The following is a 12,133-nucleotide window of genomic DNA, read 5'->3' as shown; positions in this document are numbered from 1 at the left end:
ATTTTTTGCATTGTCACCACACAACGACCACAAGTCCCCTATCGATCAAAACGTATAGTTCACGCGGGCATACACGAAGCGCCCGCCCCGGCCGAACGGCGCCCGGTTGGAGAACGGCGCCGCCGCGTTCGAGGTCAGCGCAGCAGGCAACGCATCCGGGTAGATATCGAACAGGTTGTCGGCGCCCAGCGCCAGCTGGGTTTGCTTAGTTAAAGCGTAGCGGCCTTCGGCATTGACGATGGTTTTCGCCGATACCGTGACGTCGGTGGCGGCCGTGGTGCCGGCCGAGACGATCTCGCCGTAGCGCGTGGCGCTGGCGCTCACGCCCCACGCTGCTTGCTCCCAGTTGACCGATGCCGTGATCTTGTTCTTCGGCTGGCCTTGCTCCAGGCTGATCACGTTGGCACGGCCGAACAGCACCGGCGCCGGGTTCAAGGCCGCCAGTTCGGCCGTTTGCGGCACGCGTTTGACGTCGGTCTTGTTGTAGTTGCCGGCCAGGGTGAAATCGAACTTGCCGTAGCCTGGCGAGCGCCACGGATAGTTGGCCACGATGTCGATGCCGTCGGTACGGGTATCGACGCCGTTGATGAAGAAGCGCGCGCCGCCGATGCCGGCATAACCGCGCGCGGCCAGGTAGTTGCGCACGTTGACCGCGTTCAGGTTTTCCGACAGCACGATGCGGTTGTCGATATCGATGCGGTAGGCGTCGGCCGTGATGCTCAGCACGCCGAAGCGCATGACCGCGCCCAGCGAGAAGTTGACCGATTTCTCGGCGTCGAGCGGCTTGGCGCCCAGCGCCACGGCAGCGGCGTCGGTCGGACGCAGGGTGACGATGTCGAACGGCACACCGTCGATGAAGTTGGTGGACGTGGACGTGTAGAGCTGCTGCTGCGGCGACGGTGCGCGGAAGCCGTTCTGGACCGAACCGCGCAGGGCGAATTCCGGCGTGAAGTCGTAGCGGGCGGCCAGCTTGCCGGTGACGTTGCTGCCGAAGTCGGAATAGTGTTCGGCGCGCGCCGCCAGCGAGGTCAGCAGCTTGTCGGTGAGATTGGTTTCCAGGTCGATGAAGGCGCCGGTGGAATGGCGGCCCTTGTCCACCGCGTTTTCCGGACGGTAGCCGGGGAAGCCCTGGGCGCCGGCGGCCGACGGCGTGCCGTTGGCCAGCAAGGCGCCGCCGTAGCGATACGAGTCCGCTTCACCGGCCCACAATTCGTAATTTTCCCAGCGCGCCTCGGCGCCCACGGCCACGTTGAGCGGCTTGGGCAGGAAGGCTGCGGCCACCGGACGCACGGCCGAGAAGTTGGCCGACAGCTGCTCGTAGGCGAAGCCGCCGGCGTCGAAGTCGGTCTTGCTGGCCGGGCCGATCGAGCGGTTGAGCGTGTTGGTGACGTCGAACGCCATCTTGTTCTTGCCGTAGGTAAGCGAGGTGTCGTAGTCCCAGCCCTGTCCGCTCCAGGTGGTGCCCAGTGCGGCGCTGAAGTCGGTGACGGTCGGTTCGATCACGGGCAGGTAGCCGTCCGGGTAGATCGCCGCGATGTTTTCATCTTGCAGCGGACGGCGGAAGAACGCCGCCGACTCCGACTCGCGCCGCTGGTAGCTGGCCCAGCCGTAGATTTTCTGGCCGCTGGCCAGGGTCTGGCCGGCGTTGGCAAACAGGGTGGCCTGCTTGAGGTTGGGGTCGCCGGACCAGGTGTCGTAGCGGTTGGCGGTCAGTTCGCGCGGGTCGAACGCGCCAGTGGCGGCATTGCCCACGCGCGGGTAGAACTGGCGCGTGTCGTAGGCGCTGCGTTCGCTGTGCTGTTGCTGTTTCAGCTCGGCTGCCACGGTCAGGAAGCCGTCGTCACCGAGTTCAAAACCTTTCCAGCCGCCCACGGTGTAGGTCTGGCCGTCGGTGCGCTTGCGTTCGGTGGGCACGGACAGGCCCAGGCCGGTCGGCTGCGCCACCGGGTTGAAACTGTATTCGGTCTTGCGCACCCCGCCGGTGGCGCTGAGCGCCCCGCCACTGCGGTTTTCGCGCAGGCGGAAGTTGATCACGCCGGCAATCGCATCGGAGCCATACTGGGCAGCGGCGCCGTCGCGCAGCACTTCCACCGTGTTGATGATGCCGGCTGGCAGGGTGTTGATGTCGGTCGAGGCCGAGCCACGGCCGATGGTGCCGTTCACATTGACCAGCGACGACGCGTGGCGGCGCTTGGAATTGACCAGCACCAGCACCTGGTCGGGCGCCAGCCCGCGCAGGGTGACCGGGCGCACGGTGTCGGTACCGTCGGTCAGGCCCGGACGCGGGAAGTTCAGGGCCGGCAGCACTTTCGACAACGATTCGCTCACTTCGGTCACGCCGTTGTTGTTCAGTGTTTTGGCCGAAATCACGTCCACCGCCGAGGCGGTGTCGAGCACGGAACGGTTCGAGACGCGGGTGCCGGTGACTACGACCGTAGCTTCCGGGGCGGCGACGGGCGCGTCAGCGGACTGCGCCCAGGCGGTGCCGGTGGTGACGAACAGCGTGCCGACTGCAGCACTCAGAAGGCGGCGCTGTAGCTGCGGTTGGGCAAGAAACTTTTCCATATGTAACCAATCATCGTTGCGGGTTGTTTTTATATGAAAACAATATAAGGCTTGCACTTGTTTAAAGGAACGAATGAATAGGCATAAGCTTTATATAAAAAAAGTAGTTGCGTGAGTTTCAAGGAACGGGCTTTCCTATCCCATCGGTAAGTATCGCAGCGCAGCATCTTGGCGTACCATTCTCCTTTGGCAACTCATCACACATCGTACAACGATGTCTTTCCTAAGCCACCTATGTCCAAAGATAACGTCAATCTTTCACGCCGCACCATTCTGATGGCGACTGCGGCAGCCGTTCCCCTCGTCACCGCGCCGGTCTACCGGGCCCAGGCCGAGGGCCTGGAAGGCACCGACCTGCAACGCTACCAGCCAGTGTTTTTCACCGCGCCCGAGTGGCAATTCCTGGTCGCCGCCTGCGACCGCCTGATCCCGGCCGAGGGCCGGGGCCCGGGCGCGCTGGAAACCAATGTGCCGGTCTTTATCGACCAGCAACTGAAAAACGGCCTCGGCGACGACGTCTACATGCAGGGCCCGCACAAGGCGGACGCCCCGGCCACCCTGGGCTTCCAGCAAACCCACAGCCCGCAGCAGATGTACCGGATCGGCATCAAGCTGGCGCAGCAGGCCAGCCAGGCCGCGCACGGCAAGCCGTTCCAGCAACTGGCGCCGGCCGACAAGGATGCGCTGTTGACCCGTTTGCAGAAAAACGACATCGACTTCGCCGCGCTCGGCGACGCCACCTTGAAAGCCTCGCAGTTCTTCGGCCAGATGTTGGACGACGCCAAGAACGGCTACCTGGCCGATCCCATGTACGGCGGCAACAAGGACATGAAGGCCTGGGTTGCGATCGGCTTCCCTGGCGCGCGCGCCGCCTTCACCGAATGGGTCGATACCCACAATGTCAAATATCCGCTCGGTCCGGTGAGTCTCTCCGGCAAGCGCGCCTGACCAATAGGAACCTTATGCAAAAGATTACTAACGACGACGTCGATGTCGTCATCGTCGGACTCGGCTGGGCCGGCTCCATCATGGCCATCGAACTGGCGCAAGCCGGCCTGAAAGTGCGTGCGCTCGAGCGCGGCCCGGACCGCCCGCCGGAAGACTTCGCCTATCCTAAGCCGGCCGACCAGTACGCCTACGCGATCCGCAACAAGGTGTTTGCGACCCCGCGCGACGCCGCGCTCACGGTGCGCTACAACACCGGCGAAACCGCGCTGCCCACCCGCAAATGGGGCGCGTTTGCACCGGGCACCGGCGTCGGCGGCTCCGGCCTGCACTGGACCGGCGTACTGATCCGCCCTACCCCCACCGATCTCAAGCTCAAGACCTATGCCGACCAGGCGTACCCGCGTGGCACGCTCGACCCCGACATGCGCGTGAAAGACTTTCCGTTTACGTGGGACGAGATCGAACCGCACTTCGACAAGTTCGACAAGATTTGCGGGCTGTCCGGCAACACCGGCAACCTGAAAGGCCAGATCCAGCCCGGCGGCGACCCGTTCGAGGGTCCGCGTTCAAGCCCGTATCCATTGCCAGCGCTACACGACACCTACAACAGTTCGCTGTTCGCGGCCACGGCAAAAAACATGGGCTACCACCCGTTCCCCAATCCGTCGGCCAACGTCTCGAGCGCGTGGACCAATCCCTACGGCTCGCAACTGGCGCCGTGCAACTACTGCGGCTATTGCAGCAAGTACCCGTGCCTGAACTATTCGAAGGCGTCGCCGCAAACCACCATCCTCGACGTGGTCAAGCGCATGCCCAACTTCGACTACAAGGCCAATGCAATGGTGATCCGCGTCGATCTGCATGCCGATAAGAAGACCGCGAAGGGAGTCACCTACATCGACGAGCAGCAGCGCGAAGTGTTCCAGCCAGCGAAAATCGTCATCCTGTCGAGCTTCCAGTTCGCCAACGTACGCCTGATGCTGCTCTCCGGCATCGGCAAGCCATACGACCCGATCACCGAGACCGGCACCATCGGCCGCAACTACGCCTTCCTGTCCAACGGCGCAGCCACCCTGTTCTTCAAGGACAAGCATTTCAATTCGTTTGCCACGGCCGGCGCCACCGGCGAGATGTTCAACGACATCTCGCCCGGCAACTACGACGACGGCATCAAGCTCGGCTTCCTCGGCGGCGCCAAGATCCACAGCTCGCAGTCGAGCGGCGCGCCGATCGGCACTGCGCTGCCGCCGGGCACCCCCAGCTGGGGCCAGGGCTGGAAGGAAGGCATGGTGGACTGGTATGACCGTTCGATGAAGATCGGCATCACGACCACCTGCATGTCGTATCGCGGCCACTTCCTCGACCTCGACCCGACCTATAAAGATCCATGGGGCCAGCCGCTGCTGCGCATGACGTTCGACTGGCGCCAGAACGAACTGAAACTGCAACGCTACCTGCGCGAGATCGTCGGCAAGATCGCCAGGGAAATGAAGCCGGACTTCATGTCGGAAAGTTTCCTCGGCCTCGATTCGCACTGGGATATCACCAAGTACGTCTCCACCCACAACGTGGGCGGCGCCATCATGGGCGACTCGCCGCGCGACTCGGCCCTGAACCGCTACCTGCAATCGTGGGACGTGCATAACGTGTTCGTCCCGGGCGGCAATGCGTTCCCGCAGAACTTCCAGGCCAACCCGACCGCCACCATCGGCGCCATCACGCTGTTCGCAGCCGAGGCGATCAAGAACCACTATTTGAAGAATCCAGGCCCGCTGGTGCAAGCATGATGAAAAAATTCGCCCATTTCCTCACTATTGCGGCCGGACTGGCTGCCAGCACGGCGTTTGCCGCCCCGGCCAACACCCTGGTCCAGCGCGGCGCATACCTGGCCCGCGCCGGCGACTGCATCGCCTGCCACAGCGCACCGGGCAAACCGGCGTTTGCCGGCGGCCTGGCGATCGACAGCGGCCACGGCATCATCTACTCCACCAATATCACGCCCGACAAGCAGCACGGTATCGGCGCCTACACCGAGCAGCAGTTTGCCGACGCGGTGCGCAAGGGCGTGAAAGCCGACGGTACCCACCTGTACCCGGCCATGCCGTACACCAGTTACGCCAAGGTCAACGATGCCGATATCAAGGCGTTGTATGCCTACTTCCAGGCGGGCGTCAAACCGTCGGCCTACACGCCACCGGCCACCAGCATGAACTTCCCGTTCAATATGCGCTGGGGCATGGCGGTGTGGAACTATATGTTCGCGTCCGACCAGCCATTCAAGGCACAACCGGGCTGGAGCGCACAAGTGCGCAACGGCGCCTACCTGGTCGAAGGCCTGGGCCATTGCAGCAGCTGCCACACGCCGCGCGGTTTTGCCATGAACGAAAAAGCCGGCGACAGCTCGGAAGCGAAGTTCCTCGCCGGCGGCGACTTGAACGGCTGGCCGGTCCCTTCGCTGCGCGGCCTGCCACGCTGGAACCAGGCGGCCATCGTCGATTACCTGCAAACCGGGCGTAACACCACGTCCGCCGTGGCCGGTGAAATGACCGCCGTGGTCGAGCACAGCACCGCGCACCTCGACGATGCCGACCTGAAATCGATCGCCGCGTACCTGAAAAGCCTGCCGCCAGCCGCCCCGCGCGCCGCCGCCGTCACGGCCCAGGGCGTGGAGGCAACGGCTAAAAAGCTGACGTCAGCCATCAACCTGACGCTGGGCGAACGCCTTTACCTCGACAATTGCGCTGCCTGCCACTTCGTCAACGGCAAGGGCGCAGCGCGCGTGTTCCCGGTGCTCGACGGCGCCACGGTGGCCAACGCCGAAAGCCCGGCCGGACTGATCCACGTGATCATGCAAGGCGCGCGCACGCCATCGACCGACAAGGCGCCGTCGATCCTGGTGATGCCGGGCTTCGGCAAGCGCCTCGACGACAAGGAGGTGGCAGCGCTGGCCTCGTTTGTGCGCCAGGGCTGGAGCAATACAGGTTCGCCGGTGACCGAGCGCGACGTCGGGAAAGTGCGGGCGAAGGTGCAGGAAAAGCAGGAGTAATACTGAAAACGGGCTGGCGACCAGCCCGTTTGTTATGCGGCAGTGCGCAGCAAGGTAATCAACACCGAAATCGTCAGCACCGACACCACCGTCGAAACCTGCCGATGCCGAAGGCGGCGATGAAGCCAGGCTGCGCCAGGTCGCGAAAGCTGGCCTTGGCCATGATCTGGAATAGCAGCGCCGGCATGCCGAGGTACACCACGAAGCGGTTCAGTTCCAGCGCGCCTTCGGGCCCCATCCAGGCGGCGCGGCGCGCCACCCAGCCGACGCCGATCAGCGCGAAGATCGGCAGCACGATGGAAAACAGTACGTCCATCTAGCCCTTCCAGCCGGCCAAAAAGTCGAGCAGCGCGGCGTTGACCAGCTCGGGCTGCTCTTCCTGCGGCAGGTGGCCTGCCTGCGGGATCGCTACCGTGCGCAGGTTCGACGCCATCTCGGCCCACACGGCCGCCATGTCGAACATCTTGCCCACCGCATGGAAGTCCGCACCCCACAGCGACAGCGTGGGACAGGAGATCTTGATGTCGGCATCGACCTTGTCCTGCGCCACATCTTCCGCGATGGCCCGGTAGTCGGACATGGCGCCGCGCACGGCGCCGGGGCGGCGGTAGGCTTCCACGTAGGTGTCGAAGGCGGCGCCGGAAATGGCCAGCGGGTTGTAGCACCAGTCCGAGAACAGGTGGCGCAGCCACAGGTCCTCGCGCCCGGCGATCAACGCCTCGGGCAGGTCGGGTACCTGGTTGAAGATGAAGAACCAGTACGAGTTGGCCAGTTGCGGCGAAAATTCGCGCGCTACGATGCGGGTGGGGACGTTGTCCATGACCACCAGCCGGTCCAGCAGTTCCGGATGGTCCTTGGCAAAGCGCGTGGCCACGCGGGCGCCGCGGTCGTGGCCCACCAGCGCGATCTTAGGAATATCGAGCACGCGCAGCAGCTCCACCAGGTCGCGCGCCATGGTGCGCTTGTCGTAACCGGCAGCCGGCTTGTCGGTTTCGCCGTAGCCGCGCAGGTCGGGCGCAATCACGCGATAGTGCTTGGCCAGTTCCGGCATCTGGAACCGCCAGGCGAAGCTGGTCTCGGGAAAGCCGTGCAGCAGCACAACCGGCGCGCCTGTGGTGTCTCCCGCTTCCAGGTAATGCTGGCGGATGCCGTTCGCTTGCACGGTATGGTGTTTGATCTCGATGGTCATGGTTTTCCTTGGCTGTAAAAGTTCCCCGAATCGACGTGCGGGGGCTTGCGGCCGATTACAGCATGCAGATGACGGCCACGCCCCCGCCTTTCGGCCAGGACTTATGGCATAGCCGGAAAGAGGGACCGCCACCATGCCTTCCCGGAGGCGGCAAGAACACCAACGGCCCGTAGACTGGTTGCCATTACCGAGCCAGGAGCCCCGCCATGACCGACCCCAGCCAACGCCGCATCTTCCTGCACGGCGCCGCCCAGATCGCACTGACCTCGGCGCTGGCGCCGACGGCGGCGCTGGCGGTGCAACCGGCAGCAGCGACGGCAGCGGCCAGGGACGCCAAAGCCGCCGGCCGGCGTACTTCACCGATTCCCATTGCGGCGGCAACCGGGGCATGACGGCATGGAAGGCGATCGGCTTCACCGGCGCCTACACCGACCCGTATGGGGTGCGCATGGGGACCTGCAACCTGTGCGGTTTTTGCGAGGGGTTCGGCTGTCGTGCATTCAAGGCGTCGCCGCAAACGACGATACTGCCGATCCTGCGCGGGCGGGCCAACCCCGCTGCGGCCACCGCCACCGGCCAGCCTTGACTTGCGGTGCGCAGCTTCGTCTCGACCACTGCGCCGCCGTCAAGGCGCTGCGGCCGCCCCTGCCAGCACCGCCAGCGACTGCGCATCGAGCCGCAGGCTGGCGGCGGCAGCATTTTCGCGCAGGTGGGCCACCGATGACGTGCCGGGAATGACCAGCATGTTCGGCGCACGTTGCAGCAGCCAGGCCAGCGCCACCTGCATCGGCGTAGCTTCCAGCGCAACCGCCACCTGGGTCAGGGTATCGGTCTGCAACGGCGTAAATCCACCGAGCGGGAAGAACGGCACGTAGGCGATGCCTTGTGCGGCCAGGCTGTCGATCAGGGCGTCGTCCGCGCGGTGCACCAGGTTGTAGTGGTTTTGCACGCAGACGATCGGCGTGACCGCCTGGGCCTCGGCCACCTGCGTTGCGGTAACGTTGCTCAGGCCGATATGGCGCACCAATCCCTCCTGTTTCAAGCGCAACAAAGTGTCGAGCGATTGCGCCAGCGACGCGCCATCCGGGCCGTTGACCCCGGGAGCGCGCAGGTTGACCACGTCGAGTACAGCGAGGCCCAGGTGGCGCAGGTTGGCGTGCACCGCGTCGCGCAATTGCTGCGGTTCGGCGGCAACGTTCCAGGCGCCGTCGGCGCCGCGCAAAAAACCGATCTTGGTGACGATGGTCAGGTCGTCGCGGTACGGGTGCAGCGCCTCGCGGATGATCTGGTTGGTGACGTGGGGGCCGTAGAAGTCGGCCGTGTCGAGATGGTTGATGCCCAGCTCCACCGCCGCGCGCAGCACGGCGATGGCAGCGGCGCGGTCTTTCGGTGGGCCGAACACGTGTGGGCCGGCAAGTTGCATGGCGCCGTAGCCGAAGCGGTTGAAAGCGATGTCGCAATGGGCCGGTGTAAAGCGGTCGTCTGTCAGGTGGGTCATGGCTGCTGCAGTAAAGGTAAGTGAACGATGCGTCGCGACGATGCCCAGGCATGGTAGCGCGGCCGACGGCACCTGATAACCGGCCGATCGCGCACAGGCCGTCCGCCATGGCGAACAGTGGCCAGCGGGCCAGCGGCCGCAAACACTCCTACATATCCCCCCAACCTGTTCCTACACGTGATGGCGCCGGTTGCACGCATCATGGGTTTTCGCCCGGCAGACTCTGCCGACTTCGCCTCCCTTTTTCAACTCAAGGAGTACCCATGTTTGCCCACACCAAGCGTTTGCAATACACCGTGCGTGTCAGTCAACCCAATCCTGGCCTGGCCAACCTGATGCTGGAACAGTTTGGCGGTCCGCAGGGAGAACTGGCGGCCGCCTGCCGCTACTTCACCCAGGCCCTGTCGGAAGACGATCCCGGTCGCAAGGACATGTTGTTCGACATCGCCACCGAAGAACTGAGCCACCTGGAAGTGATCGGCAATATCGTCGTCATGCTCAACAAGGGCGCCAAGGGCCGCCTGGCCGAAGGCGTGGACCAGGAAGGCGAGCTGTATCGCAAGATCACCGGCGCCGGCAACGACAGCCATATCACGCAGGTGCTGTACGGCGCCGGCGCGCCGCTGACCAATTCGGCCGGGGTGCCGTGGACCTCCGCCTACATCGACACCATCGGCGAGCCGACCGCCGACCTGCGCTCCAATATCGCTGCAGAAGCGCGCGCCAAGATCGTCTACGAGCGCCTGATCAACCTCACCGACGATCCCGGCGTGAAAGAGGCGCTGGGCTTCCTGATGACACGCGAAATCGCGCACCAGAAATCGTTCGAGAAAGCGCTGTACACCATCGCGCCCAACTTCCCGCCGGGAAAAATGCCGGGCGACCCGCGCTTTACCAGCGTGTACTTCAATATGTCGCAAGGCGGCGCCGACATGCTGGGCCCCTGGAACGACGGCCCGGAATGGCAGCGCGTGGATGAGCGCGACGCCCAGGTGGCAGTCGATGGCGGCGACGGCAGCGCCAGCGTACAGGTGCAGCAGGACGACGCCGACCAGCTTGACCGCATGGCCACGCGCACCATGTCCGATACCAGTGTCGATCCAGTGACCGGCGCCGAAATGGGCATGGCGCCCGAGGGCGACGCCGCTGCCAAAGCCCCGCTGGCCTGAAGGAGACCACCATGACCACTACCCCACAAGAACACCTGGTCGACTGGCTGCGCGATGCGCACGCGATGGAGCAGCAGGCCGAAGCCATGCTGGAAGCCCAGGCCGAGCGGCTCGACCACTACCCGCAGCTGCGCGAGCGCATCCGCCAGCACATCGACGAAACCCGCTGGCAGCGCGCCCAGCTCGAATCGTGCCTGGAGCGCCATGGCGCCAGCCCGTCCACCATGAAGGATCTGACCGGCAAGCTGATGGCTTTCGGCCAGGGCCTGGGCGGCATGCTGGCCACCGACGAAGTGGTGAAAGGCGCGATGGCCGGCTACGTGTTCGAAAACCTGGAGATCGCCAGTTACACGGCGCTGATGGTGGCCGCCGAAGCGGCTGGCGACGACCTCACGCTCGACGCCTGCCGCAAGATCCTGGCGCAGGAACACGCGATGGCGGCCTGGCTGCTCGAGCACTTGCCGGAAACCACGGGCGCCTTCCTGTCGCGCTCCGCCACCCCGGGCGTGACTGCCAGCCACTGACACCGAAGTCAAACGCGGGCGCCGGCTGCACGGCTGAGAAATTCAGCCGTGCAGCACTCGCACGTACTCGGCCAGCGCCGCGCGTACTTCGGCTGCGCAGCGGTCAACCTCGGGATGATGGACCTTGCCGGCCAGGCGGTCGGCGGCGGCGACGATGATATTGGGCGAGACCTTGCCGCCACGCTGGAGGGCGTCGGAATATTCACGGATATCGACCAGGAACTGCCGGATGGAGGGATGGGTGCGCTGGTCCCAGGCGGCTGGCGTGGTGAGCCACGCCCCCACCGCTTGTTCGAGATCGTCGATCGCGCGGAACAGGCTCTCACGCGCCTCGCCAGACGCCTGGTGGCCAGCGGGCGCGGAGGTGGAAACGCCACGAGCGGAATGGTTTTGCATGATCGGTAACAGGTACTGGCAACAACGACTGACTGAGGCTGCAGCCAGGGCTGCAGGCAAGAATGCACAAGAATGCACGTGACGGCAAACAAACAGCCGCCGCTGCGTCAGGCCGGATGGCATGGCGCAGCGGCAGGCTAACTACACGTAATACGCGATCACGCCGCGTCAACGGCTCTTGTGGCTCTGGCGGCCGGCTTCCGCATGCTGCTCCGGCGTACCGCCACGGGTACCGGAACCGGAGCTGCTGCGGCTGCCGGAACCGGAACCGCTTTGCTGGTTGCCGTCGTTCTTGTGGCTCTGGCGTCCGGCTGCAGCATGCTGTTCCGGCGTGCCGCCACGGGTGCCGCCCGAGGAACCGCCCGACGAGCCACCAGACGAGCCGCCCGAACCACCCGATGCGCTTTGCTGGTTGGTGTTCTTGTGGCTTTGGCTACCGGCGATGCGTGCCTCTTCCGAATCGAACTCGTGGGCGTTGCCGGAGGCGTGCGCAGCACGTCCGCCTTCGGCAGCGATCTCGCGTTGACGTTCCGGGTCCATCGATGCAAAGCCACGACCGCCGCCCTGGTTGCCCGACTGCTGATTGCCTTTGTTACCTTGGTTCGAGTTTGCCATGATAAGTCTCCTGAGATTCGCCGCGCCCGCCTATCGGCCGCGACAGGGTTCCTATGATGCGCAGCCGTAGTCGAGGCGAATATCGGCTGTCGGCTTGGGACTGGGTAGGAACACTCCGACGTGGAATGACCACCGGATCGTTCTGTATCGGGATGGAAACCGAGCTCTCTCACGCGTGTCCTG

12 protein-coding genes and 1 pseudogene are annotated in these 12,133 nt (G+C 64.7%); 7 read left to right on the top strand and 6 right to left on the bottom strand.

Annotation, left to right across the window (positions count from 1 at the left end; genetic code table 11):
* Positions 1-45: 45 nt before the first annotated feature.
* The gene (locus DUPY_RS13660) at positions 46-2,565 is read right to left on the bottom strand and encodes a TonB-dependent receptor plug domain-containing protein (RefSeq protein ID WP_070248886.1); all 2,520 of its coding nucleotides are present in this window, start codon (positions 2,563-2,565) and stop codon (positions 46-48) included.
* 234 nt (positions 2,566-2,799) lie between these two features.
* Between DUPY_RS13660 and DUPY_RS13655 the strand changes: the two genes are divergently transcribed.
* Genes DUPY_RS13655 through DUPY_RS13645 form a run of 3 tightly spaced genes read left to right on the top strand, consistent with a single transcriptional unit; the run spans position 2,800 to position 6,559 of the window.
* A complete protein-coding gene (locus DUPY_RS13655) occupies positions 2,800-3,513 on the top strand; it encodes a gluconate 2-dehydrogenase subunit 3 family protein (protein ID WP_070248885.1) in 714 nt (237 codons plus the stop codon).
* Positions 3,514-3,527: 14 nt separating this feature from the next.
* Positions 3,528-5,300 (top strand): GMC family oxidoreductase, encoded by a 1,773-nt coding sequence (locus DUPY_RS13650; protein WP_070248883.1) that lies wholly within the window; start codon positions 3,528-3,530, stop codon positions 5,298-5,300.
* Positions 5,297-6,559, top strand: a complete 1,263-nt coding sequence (locus tag DUPY_RS13645) for a c-type cytochrome (RefSeq protein ID WP_070248881.1) — start codon at positions 5,297-5,299, stop codon at positions 6,557-6,559. Before DUPY_RS13650 ends, DUPY_RS13645 begins: the two co-directional genes overlap by 4 nt.
* Before the next feature lie 73 nt (positions 6,560-6,632).
* On the opposite strand, the gene DUPY_RS13640 is transcribed toward DUPY_RS13645, so the two are convergent.
* Positions 6,633-6,875 (bottom strand): AEC family transporter, encoded by a 243-nt coding sequence (locus DUPY_RS13640; RefSeq protein ID WP_070248879.1) that lies wholly within the window; start codon positions 6,873-6,875, stop codon positions 6,633-6,635.
* Positions 6,876-7,748, bottom strand: a complete 873-nt coding sequence (locus tag DUPY_RS13635; RefSeq protein WP_070248877.1) for an alpha/beta fold hydrolase — start codon at positions 7,746-7,748, stop codon at positions 6,876-6,878.
* A gap of 206 nt (positions 7,749-7,954) precedes the next feature.
* Between DUPY_RS13635 and DUPY_RS13630 the strand changes: the two genes are divergently transcribed.
* On the top strand, positions 7,955-8,140 hold the full coding sequence (locus DUPY_RS13630; protein WP_070248875.1) for a hypothetical protein: 186 nt from the start codon (positions 7,955-7,957) through the stop codon (positions 8,138-8,140).
* Complete coding sequence (locus DUPY_RS13625) at positions 8,137-8,334, top strand: hypothetical protein (protein ID WP_070248873.1); 198 nt, start codon at positions 8,137-8,139, stop codon at positions 8,332-8,334. The genes DUPY_RS13630 and DUPY_RS13625 overlap by 4 nt, the downstream gene beginning before the upstream one ends.
* 39 nt (positions 8,335-8,373) lie before the next feature.
* On the opposite strand, the gene DUPY_RS13620 is transcribed toward DUPY_RS13625, so the two are convergent.
* A complete protein-coding gene (locus DUPY_RS13620; RefSeq protein WP_070248871.1) occupies positions 8,374-9,246 on the bottom strand; it encodes an oxidoreductase in 873 nt (290 codons plus the stop codon).
* A gap of 263 nt (positions 9,247-9,509) precedes the next feature.
* Here DUPY_RS13620 and DUPY_RS13615 point away from each other — a divergent pair, with 263 nt between their 5' ends.
* Together DUPY_RS13615 and DUPY_RS13610 are read left to right on the top strand one after the other, a co-directional pair.
* On the top strand, positions 9,510-10,415 hold the full coding sequence (locus tag DUPY_RS13615; RefSeq protein ID WP_070248869.1) for a manganese catalase family protein: 906 nt from the start codon (positions 9,510-9,512) through the stop codon (positions 10,413-10,415).
* A gap of 11 nt (positions 10,416-10,426) precedes the next feature.
* Positions 10,427-10,939, top strand: coding sequence for a ferritin-like domain-containing protein (locus DUPY_RS13610; RefSeq protein ID WP_070248867.1), 513 nt, complete (start codon positions 10,427-10,429; stop codon positions 10,937-10,939).
* A gap of 42 nt (positions 10,940-10,981) precedes the next feature.
* Here the strand turns inward: DUPY_RS13610 and DUPY_RS13605 are convergent, their stop codons facing one another.
* Entirely contained in the window at positions 10,982-11,335 is a 354-nt protein-coding gene (locus DUPY_RS13605) for a hypothetical protein (protein WP_070248865.1), read from the bottom strand.
* Between the two features lie 285 nt (positions 11,336-11,620).
* Positions 11,621-11,950: pseudogene (locus DUPY_RS13600) on the bottom strand (KGG domain-containing protein); the annotation flags it as partial.
* Positions 11,951-12,133: the final 183 nt, after the last annotated feature.

This window comes from Duganella phyllosphaerae (genome assembly GCF_001758785.1).
Taxonomy (GTDB): domain Bacteria; phylum Pseudomonadota; class Gammaproteobacteria; order Burkholderiales; family Burkholderiaceae_D; genus Rugamonas; species Rugamonas phyllosphaerae.
This window is presented reverse-complemented; position numbering and strand designations above follow the sequence as displayed.